At 70.8% G+C, this 16,581-nt stretch carries 14 protein-coding genes; 9 read left to right on the top strand and 5 right to left on the bottom strand.

Annotated features, from left to right (window positions below):
- Positions 1-201 precede the first annotated feature (201 nt).
- Positions 202-1,287 (bottom strand): tetratricopeptide repeat-containing glycosyltransferase, encoded by a 1,086-nt coding sequence (locus tag BM223_RS21000; RefSeq protein ID WP_200887057.1) that lies wholly within the window; start codon positions 1,285-1,287, stop codon positions 202-204.
- Between the two features lie 47 nt (positions 1,288-1,334).
- On the bottom strand, positions 1,335-2,291 hold the full coding sequence (locus BM223_RS20995) for a BclA C-terminal domain-containing protein (RefSeq protein ID WP_141267166.1): 957 nt from the start codon (positions 2,289-2,291) through the stop codon (positions 1,335-1,337).
- Between the two features lie 167 nt (positions 2,292-2,458).
- On the opposite strand from BM223_RS20995, the gene BM223_RS20990 reads away from it, so the two are divergent.
- The 7 genes from BM223_RS20990 (at position 2,459) to BM223_RS20960 (ending at position 10,538) form a co-directional block, all read left to right on the top strand.
- Complete coding sequence (locus BM223_RS20990) at positions 2,459-3,058, top strand: tetratricopeptide repeat protein (RefSeq protein WP_038676484.1); 600 nt, start codon at positions 2,459-2,461, stop codon at positions 3,056-3,058.
- A gap of 95 nt (positions 3,059-3,153) precedes the next feature.
- Complete coding sequence (locus tag BM223_RS20985) at positions 3,154-3,789, top strand: hypothetical protein (RefSeq protein ID WP_038676482.1); 636 nt, start codon at positions 3,154-3,156, stop codon at positions 3,787-3,789.
- Positions 3,786-4,961: a PrsW family intramembrane metalloprotease gene (locus BM223_RS20980; RefSeq protein ID WP_038676481.1), complete on the top strand. Its 1,176-nt coding sequence runs from the start codon at positions 3,786-3,788 to the stop codon at positions 4,959-4,961. Before BM223_RS20985 ends, BM223_RS20980 begins: the two co-directional genes overlap by 4 nt.
- A gap of 16 nt (positions 4,962-4,977) precedes the next feature.
- Positions 4,978-5,640, top strand: a complete 663-nt coding sequence (locus tag BM223_RS20975; RefSeq protein WP_052138173.1) for a lipoyl protein ligase domain-containing protein — start codon at positions 4,978-4,980, stop codon at positions 5,638-5,640.
- Positions 5,641-5,664: 24 nt separating this feature from the next.
- Complete coding sequence (locus BM223_RS20970) at positions 5,665-6,555, top strand: LysR family transcriptional regulator (RefSeq protein WP_038676479.1); 891 nt, start codon at positions 5,665-5,667, stop codon at positions 6,553-6,555.
- 90 nt (positions 6,556-6,645) lie between these two features.
- Positions 6,646-9,288, top strand: a complete 2,643-nt coding sequence (aceE, locus tag BM223_RS20965) for a pyruvate dehydrogenase (acetyl-transferring), homodimeric type (RefSeq protein ID WP_038676478.1) — start codon at positions 6,646-6,648, stop codon at positions 9,286-9,288.
- An 11-nt stretch (positions 9,289-9,299) separates the two neighbouring features.
- Positions 9,300-10,538, top strand: coding sequence for a 2-oxo acid dehydrogenase subunit E2 (locus BM223_RS20960; RefSeq protein ID WP_038676476.1), 1,239 nt, complete (start codon positions 9,300-9,302; stop codon positions 10,536-10,538).
- A 124-nt stretch (positions 10,539-10,662) separates the two neighbouring features.
- On the opposite strand, the gene BM223_RS20955 is transcribed toward BM223_RS20960, so the two are convergent.
- Complete coding sequence (locus BM223_RS20955; protein WP_038676474.1) at positions 10,663-11,664, bottom strand: dipeptidase; 1,002 nt, start codon at positions 11,662-11,664, stop codon at positions 10,663-10,665.
- Positions 11,665-12,645: 981 nt separating this feature from the next.
- On the opposite strand from BM223_RS20955, the gene BM223_RS28625 reads away from it, so the two are divergent.
- Positions 12,646-12,954 (top strand): hypothetical protein, encoded by a 309-nt coding sequence (locus BM223_RS28625; RefSeq protein ID WP_141267167.1) that lies wholly within the window; start codon positions 12,646-12,648, stop codon positions 12,952-12,954.
- A 287-nt stretch (positions 12,955-13,241) separates the two neighbouring features.
- Positions 13,242-13,994: a DUF5131 family protein gene (locus tag BM223_RS20950; protein WP_038683310.1), complete on the top strand. Its 753-nt coding sequence runs from the start codon at positions 13,242-13,244 to the stop codon at positions 13,992-13,994.
- Here the strand turns inward: BM223_RS20950 and tcmP are convergent.
- Together tcmP and BM223_RS20940 are read right to left on the bottom strand one after the other, a co-directional pair.
- Entirely contained in the window at positions 13,981-15,123 is a 1,143-nt protein-coding gene (gene tcmP / locus BM223_RS20945; RefSeq protein ID WP_038676471.1) for a three-Cys-motif partner protein TcmP, read from the bottom strand. The two genes, BM223_RS20950 and tcmP, sit on opposite strands and share 14 nt — an antisense overlap.
- 492 nt (positions 15,124-15,615) lie before the next feature.
- Positions 15,616-16,560: a 1,4-dihydroxy-2-naphthoyl-CoA synthase gene (locus BM223_RS20940; protein WP_038676469.1), complete on the bottom strand. Its 945-nt coding sequence runs from the start codon at positions 16,558-16,560 to the stop codon at positions 15,616-15,618.
- Positions 16,561-16,581 lie beyond the last annotated feature (21 nt).

Genomic DNA, 16,581 nt, shown 5'->3' with positions numbered 1-16,581 from the left:
CCGGGACCGGGTGAAACCGACCCTCCTCCTTCGGTCCCGCTGGGGCGGGAGGAGGGTCAGCGTCGCGCGCCGGCGAGGTCCGCGGCGGCCACGCAGCACGCTGCGACCGGCAGGAGACCTGCCGGGAGCGTGGTGGGGACGGCGAACATGCGGATCACGATAGGCAGCAACGCGGCGGCGTGCCACCGGATTCCCGGCTGCTCAGCCGGCCAGCGCCTGGGTGCACCACGCGACGTTGGCCTGCAGCCGCTCGTCGTCCGGTCGTACGGCGAGGGCGCGGCGCGCGGCGGCCAGCCCCTCGTCGTACCGGCCGGTCCAGTAGGCGCTGACGGCGACCTCGTCCCAGGCCCGCCAGGTGTAGGTCGACGTCTGCACGAACAGCGCCTCGCCCCCGGGCATCGGCAGCGCGGCGGCCGCGCGGGCGTAGAGCAGCGCGACCTCGTGGCGCTGGCGGGAGCGCTCCAGCCGGGCCGCCTCGACGAGGGGCTCGGCGCGCCACGGGCAGGCCTGGTAGGCCGCCAGGTAGGCGTCGACGACCTGGTCGACCGGCTCGCCGAGCCGCTCGCGCAGGCGTGCGGACTGGAACCGCGCCTGCCAGCGCTCCTGGTCCCAGCCCGCCGGGTTGGCGATCCGCACGGCGTACGCCGCGAGGGCCCGGGCGGGCTCGCCCGCGTCGCGCCAGGACTGGGCGAGGTAGAACTGCAGCCGCGGGTCGTCGGGGCGCTCGCGCAGCGCCTGCTCGATGAGGGCGGCGTCCTTGCGGTAGGTGTCCGGGTCACCGGCCCGGGCGCCGTCGTGGCGGACCAGGACGCCGGGAGCGTCGAGCGAGTCGAGGGTGGCGCCCGGCAGGTCGAGGTGCTCGTGGATGGGGCCGGACCAGCGCCACGGGTCGGCGAGCCGGACCAGGCAGAGCCGGGCGTAGCGGGCGTCGCCGTAGGAGACCGGCAGGTGGTAGCCCGACGCGGTGAGGTCGGGGCGGCGGGGCGGGAGGTCGCGCAGCTGCTCGTCGGCGTCGATCCAGAGCGCGTAGTCGCCGGCGCCGCGGTGGGGGCTGGCCCGGGCGAGGTCGAGGACCTCCTGGCGGTTGTGGCCGAAGTCGACCCACGGCCGCTCGACCAGCTCACCGGGCACACCGGCCAGGGCCGCGCGCACGAGGTCCTGGGTGCCGTCGGACGACCCGGTGTCGGCGATCACCCACCAGTCCACGAAGGGACGCACGCTGTCCAGGCAGCGCCGGATCACGTGCGCCTCGTCCTTGACGATCATCATCAGGCCGATGCCGGGCACGCGTGCTCCCTCCGTGGACTCAGGTGGACGTCGGTCGACCGGTCGGGTCAGCCGACCTTGACGATCGACAGGCTCGCGCCGGTGCCGTTGTCCAGGACGAGCGCACCGAGCAGGCCGTACGCGTCGAGCGAGAGGACGTCGCCCGCGTTGAGCGAGATCACGGCGGAGCCCTGCCAGGTGTTGGTCGACGTCGTCGTCGCGTCGTTGAGCGACCCCACACCCGCGCCGTTGAGCCGCACCTCGACGCTCGCCAGCAGCGCCGCGGTGCTCTGCATCCGGAACGACACCTGGTAGTCACCCGCGGTCGTCACCGTGAACTGGGTGTTCGTGCCGTCGGCCACCACGCCGTTCGCCGCGGTGGTGCTCGGGAACGGGATCGGCGTGCCGCCGAGGACGACCGCGATGACGCTGGACGTGTTGTTCGCGTACGAGCCGTACGACGGCGCGATCCCCGCCCCGTCGAGTCCGTCGGCGCCCGCGGGCCCGGTCGCACCCGTGGGACCGGTCGCGCCCGTCGCACCCGTGGCACCCGTCGCGCCGTCGAAGCCGTCGGTGCCGGCCGCCCCCGTGGCGCCGTCGAGACCGTCGAGACCGTCGAGACCGTCGGCACCGGTCGCCCCGGTGGCGCCCGTCGGGCCGACCGGGCCGGCCGGGCCGATCGCACCGGTCGCGCCCTGCACGCCGTCGACGCCGTCGACGCCGTCGACGCCGTCCTTCCCGGCCACGCCCTGCGGACCCTGGGCGCCGGGCTTGCCGATCCGCCACTGGATCTTCCGCTCACCGGGCTGGCAGCGGCGCTCGGTGCCCTTGACCAGCCAGCGGCCGTTCTTCTGGACCAACCGCAGCTCGCCGGTCTGGCGGTCGTAGCAGCCGACGACCTTCTTCACCGCGGGTGCGGCCGCCGTCGCGTCGGCCGAGGCCGGGACGTGCGGGAGCAGCGTGGCCGCGGTGGTGGCCATGACGGAGACGGAGTAGAGGCCTACCTGGCGCCATTTCTTGTTCATCAGCATGAATTCCTCGGCGAAACGGACCCGGAAGCCTGGCCCTGGGGGGAGAGAACAGCAGGCAGCACCGTCGCTGCCCGAGCGCCCCATCGGCGCCGGCCCGGCCGATCCGAGAACTTTTGGAGAACCCTTCTCAGGCAGGACCCGGTCCCGCCGATGGGGACGACGTGCCCGCTCTCGCCGCTCTCGCGCCCCGTCCGTCCCGTGCCCGCGCCGCGCTGGTCGCCCTCGCGCTCGCCGGCCTCGTCCTGCTCGCCGGCTGCGGCGGCGGGGACGACGACGGCGACCGCGCCGAGCGCCCCGCCGCGAGCGCCGACGCCGCGTCCGCGGACTCGCTGGTCGCGGCCGGCCTCCAGCAGCTCACCGACGGGGACACCGAGGCCGCCCGCCGCTCCTTCACCGCGGCGATCGCCCTCGACCCCGAGCACGCCCGGGCGCACTACAACCTGGGCTACCTCGCCCACACCCAGGACGACGACGTCGCCACCGCGATCGACGAGTACCAGCAGGCCATCGCCGCCGACCCCGAGCTCGCCCCCGCGCTCTACAACCTCGCGATCCTCACCGAGAACGCCGACCTCGAGGCCTCCGTCGACCTCTACCGCCGGGTCCTCGCCGTCAAGCCGGACGACGCCCCGGCCTACGTCCGGCTCGGCTACGCGCTGCGTCACCTCGGCCACGAGGAGGCGGCCGAGGAGGCGCTCGCCAAGGGGATCGAGCTCGATCCGGCGATGAAGGACGTGCCCGCGCCGTCGTACGGCAGCTGAGCCCCGCCAGCGCCGGCGCCCGGCGACAGCGAGGTCCCCCTCCCCTAGGGTGGTCGCGACGAGTCGGCTGGGGGCCAGATCTCAGGGAGAGTTCCATGTCGCTGCACGTGCAGGAACGCAGGTCCCGGGTACCGGTCGAGCACCGGTTCCTCGGCCTGGACAAGAGATCGTTCCCCGTCGCGTTCTTCGTGATCGCGGTGTTCCTCCTCCTCACGGTCGCGATCCCGCTCGTCGACAAGGCCATCGACTGGGACGACCCGGCCCGACCCGGCGACGAGCTGGCGCTCTCCGACGCGATCACCTTCACGCCCACCACCGGCTGGGAGGTCACGACGGGCTTCCGCGCCCCCGCGAGCGGCGCCCCCGACCGGAGCGGGCCGGCCACCGTCACCAGCGGCGGGGTGACGGTCAGCGTCGTGCCCGGCAAGTTCGACGGCACGCCCGCCGCGCTCCTCGAGCAGGTCCAGAAGGTCACCAGCGCGACCGACGACCCGACCTTCCGGATCGCCGACGACCCCACCACGCTGACGACGGCCTCGGGCGAGGTCGGTGTCCTGCAGACCTACCGCAGCGTCCGGGGCGACGGCCTGGTCGCCGCCTTCGTCATCGGCGAGACCGGTGTCGAGATCACCGCCTACGGGCCACCCGAGGCGATGACGACCCTCGCTCCCGACGTCCGCGCCATGATCACCAGCATCCGCTCCACCGGCACCGAGGGGAGCGGCTCATGAGCAGCGACGCCACCGTCCGCCAGTCCGAGGCCCTCGAGGTCTCCGCCTGGGGCGAGCGGTTCACGTTCGTCCAGCCCCAGAACCTCTGCTTCTGGGTCTACCTCGTCCTCACCGGCATCGGCGCCGTCCACGCCTGGTCGTACTTCAGCCCCAAGGCGGGCTTCTACTCCGAGGCCTTCGTCGTCGCTGCGCTCCTGTGCGGTCTGTGCGGGGCCGTGTGGGCCTGGTGGTTCCACCACATCGACCGCTGGGAGCGCCAGCCGCGCGGGCTCGTCGTCGCGGCCCTGCTGTGGGGCGCGGTCCCCGCGACCTTCGGCTTCGCGATGACCGTCAACAACGCCATGCTCAGCATCTACGCCAAGCTCTTCGGGCAGCCCTGGAGCGCCGACTGGGCCGCCGGACTCACGGCGCCCTTCACCGAGGAGGCCGCCAAGCTGTGCGGCTTCCTGCTCATCCTGGGCCTCGCTCCCCGTCTGGTCCGGACGGCCAACGACGGACTCATCATCGGCGCCTTCGTCGGGCTCGGGTTCGCCGCGTTCGAGAACTTCCTCTACGCGGTCAACGGCACTGCCGGCGCCTTCGGCACCGACCCGGTCGGCAACGCGGTCCAGGTCTCCTTCACCCGGATCGGCGTCAGCTTCGTGTCGCACCCGCTCTTCAGCGCCCTGGTCTGCAGCGGCGCGATCTACCTGCTGGGCACCGCGGCCCAGCCGCGTCGGGTCGGTCGCGGCATCGCCCTCGTCGTCGCCGGGATGTTCCTGCACTTCACCTGGGACGACGCCTCGGGTCTCGGCAACGGCAACGGGCTGCAGGTGATCGCCGTCATGGCGGCCTCGATCATCCTGGCCATGGTGCTGCTGCGCTGGGCCTTCCGCGCCGCCGCACCGCGCGAGCACCAGCTGATCCGCGACATCCTCGCCCCCGAGGTCGCCTCCGGCGTGGTCAGCGACGAGGAGGTCGAGGCCGTCGTCGACCGGCGCCGGCGCAAGGCCTACCTCAAGGCTGCGCCGGACCACCGCTCCCGCCGGGCGCGCAAGCACCTGCGCCACACCCTCCTCGACCTCACCCACGACATCGCCGCCGCCCAGCGCACCACGGGCGACACCGACACCGTGGCGCAGACCCGCGCCGACGTCGCCCGGCTGCGGGCGCTCGCGGAGCCGGGAGCGTGAGGCACAATCCGGTGCTGTGCTGCTCCGTGAGGTGACCGGGTCGATCGCCGACTTCCATGCCCGTCCGGTCCCCGACGACCTGGCCGAGGCCGAGGTCTGGTCGTTCCGGCCCGACCACCCGGCGCTCGTGCTCGGCAGCGCGCAGGACCACACCGTCGCCGACGCCGCGGCGACGGCGGCGGCCGGCATCGACGTCGTACGACGGCGCAGCGGTGGCGGCGCCGTCCACGTCGACCCCGCCCGGTCCGTGTGGCTCGACGTGGTGGTGCCGCGCGGCGACCCGCGGTGGAGCGACGACGTGCGCGCGTCGGCGTACTGGCTCGGCGAGGTGTGGCAGCGCGCCCTGGTCACGCTGGGCCTGGACGCCGAGCTCTACCGCGGCGGCCTCGAGCAGACGCCATGGGGGCGGCTGGTGTGCTTCGCGGCACTCGGTCCCGGCGAGGTGCTCGTCGGGGGGCGCAAGGCCGTCGGCATCTCGCAGCGCCGGACCCGCGCCGGCGCGCGCTTCCAGTGCATCGCCTACGACCGCTGGGACCCGTACGACGTCCTCGACCTCGTGACGATGACCGACGACGACCGGCGCCGCGCGGGCGCCGACCTCGTCGACCGCGCCACCGGGGTCGGCCCGCGCCTGGGCGAGCTCCGTGCTGCCGTCGAGAGCGCCCTGCGGGCTGCCTGATCCATACACTGAGAACATGGGCTCATGGAGCTCGACACGATCCGTGCATTCCTCGCGGTGGCCGACGGCAGCACGGTCACCGAGACCGCCGAGCGCGTCCACCGCACCCAGCCGGCCGTCTCGCGGGCCCTCGCCCGGCTCGAGCGCGACGTCGGCACCGCGCTCTTCCAGCGCGTCGGCCGCGGGCTGACGCTCACCCCGGCCGGGCGCGAGCTCGCCCGGCACGCCCGGGAGGCGGTCGACGCCTACGAGCGCGGGGTCCGGTCGGTGCGCGACCTCACCGGGCCGGACGCCGGCCTGGTCCCGGTCGCCTTCCTGCACACCCTCGGCACCTGGCTCGTGCCCGAGCTGATCCGCAGCTTCCACGTCGAGCGCCCGCAGGTGCGCTTCGACCTGCGCCAGCACGGTGACGCCGGACTCGTCGACGACCTGCTCGGCGGCCTCGTCGACCTCGCGGTCACCGGCGACCGGCCGCAGCACCCGCAGCTCGACAGCCGGCGGCTCTTCCTCGAGCCGCTGCGCCTGGTCGTCCCGCCCGACCACCGGCTCGCCGGACGCCGTACCGCCCGGCTCTCCGAGGTCGCCGACGAGCAGTTCATCGTGCTGCGGCAGGGCTTCAGCCTCCGGGCGGTCACCGAGGACCTCTGCGCGCGGGCGGGCTTCGCACCCCGGATCGGGTTCGAGGGCGAGGAGGTCGAGACCCTGCGCGGGCTCGTCTCGGCCGGTCTCGGCGTCGCCCTGCTGCCCGAGCCGCGGAGCACGGCGGCGCCCACCGCGCCGTACCTGCGGGTCAGCGACGTCAGCGCCGCGCGCGAGATCGGCCTCGCCTGGGTCAAGGGCCGCAGCCTCCCCGAGGCGTCGGCCGACTTCCGCAGCCACACGTTGCGGACGAGCCGGAGGATCCATGCCTCCTAGGCATCGTTCAGTGCTGATCTAGGCATTGGACGCATGAAGGATCCCGGCTGAGGATGGTGCCTCCAGCACCGTCGACCGACAGGACCCGGGATGACCGACATCGACCCCGCCGAGACGCAGGAGTGGCGCGACGCGCTCGCGGCCGTCCTCGAGTTCGAGGGCGAGGCACGGACGAAGTACCTGCTCGACCAGGTCCTGGAGGAGGCGCAGCGGCTCGGCACGCGCGTGCCCTTCGTCGCCACCACCCCCTACGTCAACACCGTCGCCCCTGCCGACGAGCCGCAGCATCCCGGCGACCGCGAGATCGAGCACCGGATCCGCTCCGCGATCCGCTGGAACGCCCTCGCCATGGTGCTGCGCGCCAACAAGGAGTCCAGCGAGCTCGGCGGCCACCTCGCGAGCTTCCAGTCCGCGGCGACTCTCTACGACGTGGGCTTCCAGCACTTCTGGCACGCGCCCACCGACGAGCACGGCGGCGACCTGGTCTACGTCCAGGGTCACCTCTCCCCCGGCATCTACGCGCGCGCCTTCCTCGAGGGCCGGCTCACCGAGGCCCAGCTCGACAGCTTCCGCCAGGAGACCGGCGGCAACGGGCTGTCGTCGTACCCGCACCCGTGGCTGATGCCCGACTTCTGGCAGTTCCCGACGGTCTCGATGGGCCTGGGACCGCTGATGTCGATCTACCAGGCGCGCTTCCTCAAGTACCTCCACGCGCGCGGTCTCGCCGACACGGCCGGCCGCAAGGTGTGGGTGTTCGTGGGCGACGGCGAGACCGACGAGCCCGAGACGCTCGGCGCGATCTCGATGGCGGCCCGCGAGAAGCTCGACAACCTCGTCTTCGTCATCAACTGCAACCTGCAGCGCCTCGACGGACCCGTGCGCGGCAACGGCAAGATCATCCAGGAGCTCGAGGGCGTCTTCCGCGGCGCCGGCTGGAACGTCATCAAGCTCGTCTGGGGCTCCGGCTGGGACCAGCTCCTCGCCCAGGACGCCAGCGGCGCCCTCAAGCGCCGGATGATGGAGTGCGTCGACGGCGAGTACCAGACGTTCAAGTCCAAGGACGGCGCCTACGTCCGCGAGCACTTCTTCGGCGTCGACCCCGAGCTCGCCGCGATGGTCGCGGACTGGAGCGACGACGACATCTGGCGGCTCACCCGCGGCGGGCACGACCCCCAGAAGGTCTACGCCGCCTACGCGGCCGCCGCCGCCCACACCGGGCGCCCGAGCGTCATCCTCGCCAAGACGGTCAAGGGCTACGGCCTCGGCGCCGCGGGCGAGGCGATGAACATCAGCCACCAGGCCAAGAAGGTCGCCGAGCCGGCGCTGCGCGCGTTCCGCGACCGGTTCGCGATCCCGATCGACGACGAGCACCTCACCGACCTCCCCTACCTCTCGTTCGCCGAGGGCTCGCCCGAGCACACTTACCTGCACGCGCGGCGCAAGGAGCTGGGCGGCTACCTGCCCGCCCGCCGTCGTACGTCGGCCGCGCTCGCGGTGCCCGGTGTCGAGGCCTTCGCCGGACAGGTCGCGGGCTCCAACGGCCGCGCGATCTCGACGACCATGGCGTTCGTCCAGATCCTCACGAAGCTCCTGCGCGACAAGGAGATCGGCAACCGGGTCGTCCCGATCGTCCCCGACGAGGCCCGCACCTTCGGCATGGAGGGGCTGTTCCGCCAGATCGGCATCTTCTCGCAGAGCGGCCAGCTCTACACGCCCGAGGACGCCGAGCAGCTCATGTTCTACAAGGAGGACGCCAGCGGGCAGATCCTCCAGGAGGGCATCAACGAGCCCGGCGCGATCTCGTCGTGGATCGCCGCCGCCACGTCGTACTCGAGCAGCGACACCCCGATGATCCCGTTCTACGTCTACTACTCGATGTTCGGCTTCCAGCGGGTCGGCGACCTCGCCTGGGCCGCCGGCGACATCCGGGCCCGCGGCTTCCTCGTCGGCGGCACCGCCGGCCGGACGACGCTCAACGGCGAGGGCCTCCAGCACGAGGACGGCCAGAGCCACCTGCACGCCGCGATGATCCCCAACTGCGTGTCCTACGACCCGACGTACGCCTACGAGCTGGCGGTCATCATCGCCGACGGCCTGCGCCGGATGTACGCCGAGCAGGAGGACGTCTTCTACTACCTCACGCTCATGAACGAGAACTACGAGCACCCGCCGATGCCCGAGGGCGTCACCGACGGCATCCTCAAGGGCCTCTACGAGCTGCGCCCCGCCGAGGGAGCCGCGCAGGTGCAGCTGATCGGCTCCGGCACGATCCTGCGCGAGGTGCTCGCCGCCGCCGACCTGCTCGCCGCGGACTTCGGCATCCAGGCCGACGTCTGGAGCGCCCCCAGCCTCACCGAGCTGCGCCGCGACGGCCTCGCCACCGAGCGCTGGAACACGCTGCACCCGCTCGAGGAGCCGCGCACGTCGTACGTCGCCGCGTGCCTGGCGGACCGTCAGGGCCCGGTCGTCGCCGCCACCGACTACATGAAGGCGTACGCCGACCAGATCCGCGCCTTCGTGCCCGGCAGCTACACCGCGCTCGGCACCGACGGCTTCGGCCGCTCGGACTACCGCCGCAACCTGCGCCGCCACTTCGAGGTGGACCGCCACTTCATCGCCGTCACCGCCCTGCGTCGCCTCGCCGACGAGGGCACCGTCACCCCTGCCGTGGTCGCCCAGGCGATCGAGAAGTACGGCATCGACCCCGACCGGGCCGACCCGGCCCACGCGTGAGGACTGCAACGATGGAGATCAAGGTCCCGGACATCGGCGACTTCACCGACGTACCCGTCATCGAGCTGCTCGTCAGCCCCGGCACCGTCGTCCGGGCGGAGGACCCGCTCGTCACGCTGGAGACCGACAAGGCCACGATGGAGGTGCCCTCGCCCGTCGACGGGACCATCGTGTCGCTGTCGGTGGCGGTGGGCGACACGGTCAGCCAGGGCAGCGTGATCGCGATCGCCGAGGTGGCCGAGGCCGCCGAGGAGACACCGGCCGCCGCGGCACCGCCGGCCCCCGAGCCTGCGGCGCCCGCCGCCGAGCCGGTACCGGCGCCCGTCGTACCCGAGGCGGTCGAGCCGGACGGCGGTCTCCGCGCCACCCCCCTCGTCCGCCGCCTCGCCCGCGAGCTCGAGGTCGACCTCGCCGCCGTCACCGGCAGCGGCGCCAAGGGCCGGGTCACCAAGCAGGACCTGCTCGCCCACTACGAGCGCTCGGTCGCACCCGCAGCCGACACCTCCGCGACCGGCGGCGCCGGCATCCCCGCCGTCCCCGAGGTCGACTTCAGCAGGTTCGGCCCGGTCCGCACGGTGCCGCTGTCCCGGATCAAGAAGCTCTCCGGCCCCCACCTGCACCGCTCCTGGCTCAACGTCCCCCACGTCACGCACGCCGACGAGGCCGACATCACCGACCTCGACGCCTACCGCCGCGAGCTCGACGACGCCGCCCGCCCCGACGGCTACCGCGTGACCCTCCTGAGCTTCCTCCTCAAGGCCACCGCCGCCGCCCTCCGCCAGTACCCGGAGGTCAACAGCTCCCTGGCCGGCGAGAGCCTCGTCCTCAAGGACTACGTCCACATCGGCGTCGCCGTCGACACCCCCGACGGACTCGTCGTGCCCGTCGTCCGCGACGTCGACCGCAAGGGCATCCTCGAGCTCAGTCACGACCTCGCCGACCTCTCCGCCCGCGCCCGCGACGGCAAGCTCACCGCCACCGACATGCAGGGCGCCACCTTCACCATCAGCAGCCTCGGCGGCATCGGCGGCACCCACTTCACCCCCATCGTCAACGCCCCCGAGGTCGCCATCCTCGGCGTCGTCCGCTCGAAGATGGCACCGGTCTGGGACGGCGAGACCTTCGTCCCCCGCCTGATGCTCCCGCTCTGCCTGTCCTACGACCACCGGGTCGTCGACGGGGCGCTCGCGGCGCGGTTCACGGCGCACGTCGCGCACCTGGTGGGGGATGTGCGGCGGCTGGTGCTCTGAGAATCGTCGTACCGGACAATTCGGCTGCGGATCGCTCCGAAACACAGCAGAAATGTCCGGTACGACGGACAACCCCTCGCCGGTCAGGCCGAGCTCGTCGCTGGCGCACCACGTCCGCTGTCCCTCAGCCGATCGCACCCACCGACGCCGCGCTGGTCTCGTCCAGCACGCGGAGGACGTTGCCGCCCATCAGCTTCGCCAGGTCGGGTGCCGACCAGCCCCGCGTCGCCAGCTCGTCGAGCAGCGGAGCGAAGCCGACCACGTCGGCCATGTCGACCGGGAAGTCGTCGCACCCGTCGTAGTCGGAGCCAAACCCGATGTGCTCCAGTCCCGCGACCTCGCGCGCGTGGTCGACGTGGTCGGCGACGTGCTGGACGGTGACCCGCGGCTTGGTCCCGACGCCGCCGCCGTCGAACCAGGCGTGGTAGTCGGCATCGACGAACTGGGGCACGAATGCGACCATGACGACGCCGCCGTTGCCGGACAGCGACGCGAGTACGTCGTCTGGGACGTTCCGCGGGTGCGCGCAGACGCTGAAGCACGAGGAGTGGCTGAAGATGACCGGCTCCTGGGAGACGCTGATGGCGTCGCGCATGGTGTCGGCGGAGACGTGCGAGAGGTCGACGAGGACGCCGAGCCGGTTCATCTCCCGGACGACGTCGCGCCCGAAGTCGCTCAACCCGTGGTGGACGGGCTCGTCGGTCGCCGAGTCGGCCCAGTCCACGTTGTAGTTGCGGGTGAGGGTCATGTAGCGGAGGCCGAGCCGGGCGAGGACGCGGAGGACCGCGAGGGAGCCGCCGATGCTGTTGCCGCCCTCGGCGCCGATGAGGGAGGCGACCTTGCCGTCGTCCCAGCTGCGTCGTACGTCGTCACCGGTGCGGGCGAACCGGAACGTCTCCGGGTAGCGCGCGATGAGCCGGTAGACGAAGTCGATCTGCTCGAGCGTGTACTGGACCGTGTCGACGGGCGGCAGCTCGCTCGGCGCGAACACCGACCAGAACTGCCCCCCGACGCCGCCCTGGCGGAGTCGATCGATGTCGGTCTGCAGCGGGGATCCACGGTCGAGGCCCTCGACGGAGTACCCCAGACGCTCCCGCGCGGCGAAGGCGAGGTCGTTGGGGGGCATGGGTCGTTGAACGACTTGAACTGCTCTGCGGGCCCCTCCACGATCAAGTACTTGAGGTGCACACAGGCAAGACCACCTCGACCCTATGCGCGGACCACTCGCATCCAAGGGCGCCACGATCACGGAACCCTTGGCTGGCCTCTCGATGGGGCAGCGGCTGGCCTGGTACCCAAAGGTCGTAGCCATCGCTGATCGGACCGGTGCGCACTCGGCCACGAGCACTGGCCACACCTCCACACACGAGTTCTGTCGCCTGCTCACTGATGCCGAGAACTCGGTCCCAGCCTCTGAGTTCGTCTCCCCGGGGACCCGACGGACTGAGGACGCCAGGGTTGTACAGCTGGTGGGTCGATGACGTCGGCGTCGCCGACCTGTCCCTCGGACTGCGCATCCCGATACGTGCGGCATGGTAGGCAGGACTCGCCGGCGCCACCCGATGGCCGAGCGGACGACGTTCTACGAACACTCGGTGGTCCCGCATCACCGGGATGCACCTAGGCGGACGGCACGAGTTCTCTACATTCCGCCGATCATTGGGGTCCGCCTTGGCCGCTGCACGCGGCGAACCACAGATCGACCAAGGCGCACTCAGTACATGGATGCACACCCACCTCAGTGTGATCGGCGTGGCCGGTTGACGATGCCGACACTCTCGGGCACCTCGAAGGCGACGTGCTGGGTCGACTTGACCCGCGGTTGAATCTGCAGGGTATGACCCCTACTCCAACGCGACGCCGACTGAAGGAACTCAGACGTCCGCATGCGCGTAAGACCAAGTCCCCAACATAACGTACGGACCCGGAGCAGCCCTGAGGCCACGAGTATCAATCCGCGACCCTCCGAGGAGACGCCGCGAGGCGCGACCGTAACGGTGGAATGGGACGGGTGTGTCGCACTGATCTCGCGCACAATTGGCGAGTAGTCCCCGCTGTTCCACGGCGTGGGATCCTGTGTTCTTTAGATGGAGAGGTTTTTGCGCTCATGGCAACCGCACCCGAACGCGCCGCGTTGCGCGAGGTCCTGCTCAGCAGCGGCTTTGACCTAGTCGAGAAGACGCGCGACCGCGGCGATGGAAGTTATTCTGAAACCTTCCAGAACGGCACCAACGAGGTTGAAATCCGGTGGGGACCCAGGACCGATGACCGCTTGGAGTTCTTCCAAGCCTCAGAAACGCTGCGTCACAAGAAGTGCGGCGACTGTGGACAGCAGACAGGCTCTATTCACAGCGAAGGGTGCTTCCGCCAAGGTGAATGGGTGGGCGCGGGACTGATCTCGCATCTCCTTCTCTAGGCTCCCTAAACGGGACCCAGCGCCTGCTCCGAGACTCGGAGAATCAGAGAGGTGGGCACAACTGGTCGCGCGAAAGTGGTAGCTGGCATGCGGCGGGCAGACGCATACAGATCTCATGGCCCGAGCGTCCGCCTTCCTGGAGGCTTCGGTCTGCGCCGGACTGAACATCCTCGTCGCCGGCGGGACCCAAAACGGCATGGGTCAGGTGCTTTTCCGGGCGCGTGACGCGGGCCACCATCGGCGCCAAGATGCCGGAGTGTCGGTGCTCGGTGACATACCTTATTGCCATGGCGGACGGCAGCAGCATCGAGTGGACGGAAGCCACGTGGAACCCCACGACCGGCTGTGACCGGATCAGCCCAGGCTGCGACAACTGCTACGCGCTGACGCTGGCCAAGCGGTTGAAGGCGATGGGCAACCCGAAGTATCAGGAGGACGGCGACCCGCGTACGAGCGGGCCGGGCTTCGCGATCACAGAACATCCCTCTGCGCTGGACATCCCGCGCCGGTGGTCGTCGCCCCGCGTCATTTTCGTTAACAGCATGTCCGACCTGTTCCATGCGCGGGTGTCTTCGGACTACATCCGGGACGTCTTCCAGGTGATGGAAGAGACGCCCCGGCACACCTATCAGTTGCTGACCAAGCGGCCACGGCGTGCGGCTCGTATGGCGGAGGAACTGCCGTGGCCCAGCAACGTGTGGCTCGGCGTGAGCGTGGAGACGCAAGACCAGTTGTGGCGGCTGGACGAGTTGCGGAAGGTCCCGGCCGCGACCCGCTTCGTCTCCGCCGAGCCGCTGCTCGGGTCGCTCGCCGGACTCGATTTGGCTGGGTTGCACTGGCTGATAGCTGGAGGCGAGAGCGGGCCGAACCACCGTCCTCTCGACCCCGAGTGGGTGCGCGAACTCCGGGACGAGTGCCGCGAGCAGAAGGTGGCGTTCTTCTTCAAGCAGTGGGGCGGACGCACGCCGAAGAGCAACGGGCGCGAACTGGACGGTCGGCTGTGGGACGAGATGCCGGAGCCGGTCGCTACGCGGGCATGAGCGTCAGCTGAAGCAGGTTGTTCTCGCCCACGGGGCTAGTGGTAGTCAGGCCCGCTGCGAGCACCTTCTTCATCGCTGCCCGTAGGTGCATACCTCGGGCGACCCCCGCCAGGTCACCGAAGACTTCGCCGTAGCGGTCGAGTACGCGGAACGGCTGACCCGTCACCAATTCTGTCTCCAGGTTCTCGGCCAGGGTGTCGATCCACTCCTGTTTGAGTTTCGCCTCGCTGGCCTTGAACTCGTCCTCCCAGGAGTCGTCGTCCCCGAACAGGGTGCCCTCGGCCTCCTGCTGGGCCGAGTACCGGCGCCACTTCTCCAGGCCGAGGGAGGACGCCTCGCCGAAGTACTCGAGCCCTGCGATGTGGCGGGAAGCGAACACCAGGTAATACAGCGGCTTAAGCCCTACACGGGGCCGGACGTCAATCACCCAGTGGCCCGCGTGTCCGGCCCCCTTCGACAGACGCTCGGCGTACCCGTTGACGACGGCCTGCTCGGCGGCGTCCTTGTCCGGCAGTGCGTTGAGCCAGGCGTCCCGCCACCATTCGCCGCCGCAGACCTCGTCCATCCGCGCCAGCGTCGCCTCGGTGGGTGTTGGACTCGTCAGGTGCCCGGCGATGCGCCGGAGGCTGACGGCGGAAAAGTTGATCAGGACCTCGGTCGCCGGTGCACCGAGGCCTCCTGGGCGCTCGAAGATCGCGACGACCTCGTCGAACGGGATCACCAGACCGCACGGGTCAAGGTAAACGAACAGCGGAATCCCGTCGCACTGCTCCAGCAGGTCGGGCAGGTGGGTCGAGATGTCGCCGTCGCTGACCGTGACGGTGACGCCTTCGCCCTCCTCCTCGACTACCTCGCGCAACTTCTCGACGGTCTCGGGGTCCTCCTCCACGAAGTGGCACTCAACTTTACGGGGGAGGGGCGCGTACTGCTTGGCATGCCGGAGCAGCATCGCTCCGGAACCTTCCTCGTCGGTGCCGTACCGGCCCGGTCCGGCGTATCCGTCGATGAAGGCCACTCGGTTGTCGAGGGAGCGGCTGCCCGTCTTGCCGATGAACGGTGGGGCGTACGAGTCGATGATGCCGTGCTTCAGTACCGCCGCCGACTTCTTGGTCTTGTGGAACTTGTGCACGTCGTGCCCCCGAAGCGATTGGTCAGGACGCTCAGGCTATGCGAGGCCGGGGCCAACTCGGTGCACATCTGCAGGAAGCCCTCTCCCACCAGGTTAGGGATGCCCGGCAAGGGAGTCCGTAGACACTGGTCATGTGCCGTGTCGTCGCAGGCCTTGCAGTCCAGCCGAAGGTGGTTGTGGCCAGCCACGAGGCACGGGAGGTCGTGTCTCAGCGGCCCGGCTACGAAAGTAGGTGCCCGGCTTCACCAGGACGGCGTCGATGGGTCGGCGAGAGTCTGGTAGCTGGCGGACCCAAACGGTCGTCTGGTCTTTCCGTCGGCGAGGTGCGGCTCCTTCAAGCACCACCCCGGCGCGATTGATCGAGGCACCGACAGTCAAGCCTGCCGATCGCGGTCGCCCTAATCTCGACGATGTCGCGAGCAGTCTTCACTTGCGGGCCGCCTGCGTACCGGTAAGGGTCCTTAGCCATCTGAACTGCGGAAACAGGCCGATTCAGTAGTACCAGGGGTACGGCGACCAGTCCGGCTCCCGCTTCTCCAGGAACTGGTCGCGCCCCTCCTGCGCCTCGTCGGTCATGTACGCCAGCCGCGTCGTCTCCCCCGCGAACAGCTGCTGCCCCACGAGCCCGTCGTCGAGCAGGTTGAACGAGTACTTCAGCATCCGCTGCGCGGTGGGGCTCTTGCCGTTGATCAGCCGGCCCCACTCGAGCGCGGTGGCCTCGAGCTCGGCGTGGGGGACGGCGCGGTTGGCGGCGCCCATGCGGACGGCGTCCTCGGCGGAGTACTCCTGGCCGAGGAAGAAGATCTCGCGGGCGAACTTCTGGCCCACCTGGCGGGCGAGGTAGGCCGAGCCGTAGCCGCCGTCGAAGGAGCCCACGTCGGCGTCGGTCTGCTTGAACTGCGCGTGCTCGAGGGAGGCGAGGGCGAGGTCGCAGGTGACGAAGAGGCTGTGGCCGCCGCCGGCCGCCCAGCCGGGGACGACGCAGATGACGACCTTCGGCATGAACCGGATGAGGCGCTGGCACTCGAGGATGTGCAGGCGGGCGAGCTTGGCCTTGTCGATGGCGCTGGGCTCCTCGGCGCCGGTGTCGGTGGCGCCGGCGGCGACGTCCTCGTACTGGTAGCCGGCGCGGCCGCGGATGCGCTGGTCGCCGCCGGTGCAGAAGGAGCGCTTGCCGTTCTTGGCGCTCGGGCCGTTGCCGGTGAGCAGGACGCAGCCGACGTCGGCCGACTGGCGGGCGTGCTCGAGGGTGCGGAGCAGCTCGTCGACGGTGTGCGGCCGGAAGGCGTTGAGGACGTCGGGGCGGTCGAAGGCGATCCGGACGGTGCCGTGCGCCTTGGCGCGGTGGTAGGTCAGGTCGGTCAGGTCCTCGAACCCGGGGACGACGTCCCACTGGCTCGCGTCGAACGTCTCGCTCACGCCCTCGATCGCACTCATGGGCGGAACGCTAGTCCCTGG

The sequence above is a fragment of the Pimelobacter simplex genome (genome assembly GCF_900114845.1).
Taxonomy (GTDB): domain Bacteria; phylum Actinomycetota; class Actinomycetes; order Propionibacteriales; family Nocardioidaceae; genus Nocardioides; species Nocardioides simplex.
This window is presented reverse-complemented; position numbering and strand designations above follow the sequence as displayed.

Excerpts from the sequence above, each read along its gene's own strand:
- BM223_RS20980 (WP_038676481.1), top strand. The coding sequence starts at position 3,786 with ATGAGCAGCGACGCCACCGTCCGCCAGTCCGAGGCCCTCGAGGTCTCC.
- aceE (WP_038676478.1), top strand. The coding sequence starts at position 6,646 with ATGACCGACATCGACCCCGCCGAGACGCAGGAGTGGCGCGACGCGCTC.
- BM223_RS20955 (WP_038676474.1), bottom strand. The coding sequence starts at position 11,664 with ATGCCCCCCAACGACCTCGCCTTCGCCGCGCGGGAGCGTCTGGGGTAC.
- BM223_RS28625 (WP_141267167.1), top strand. The coding sequence starts at position 12,646 with ATGGCAACCGCACCCGAACGCGCCGCGTTGCGCGAGGTCCTGCTCAGC.
- BM223_RS20940 (WP_038676469.1), bottom strand. The coding sequence starts at position 16,560 with ATGAGTGCGATCGAGGGCGTGAGCGAGACGTTCGACGCGAGCCAGTGG.
- BM223_RS20950 (WP_038683310.1), top strand. The coding sequence starts at position 13,242 with ATGGCGGACGGCAGCAGCATCGAGTGGACGGAAGCCACGTGGAACCCC.
- BM223_RS20985 (WP_038676482.1), top strand. The coding sequence starts at position 3,154 with ATGTCGCTGCACGTGCAGGAACGCAGGTCCCGGGTACCGGTCGAGCAC.
- BM223_RS20995 (WP_141267166.1), bottom strand. The coding sequence starts at position 2,291 with ATGAACAAGAAATGGCGCCAGGTAGGCCTCTACTCCGTCTCCGTCATG.
- BM223_RS20970 (WP_038676479.1), top strand. The coding sequence starts at position 5,665 with ATGGAGCTCGACACGATCCGTGCATTCCTCGCGGTGGCCGACGGCAGC.
- BM223_RS20960 (WP_038676476.1), top strand. The coding sequence starts at position 9,300 with ATGGAGATCAAGGTCCCGGACATCGGCGACTTCACCGACGTACCCGTC.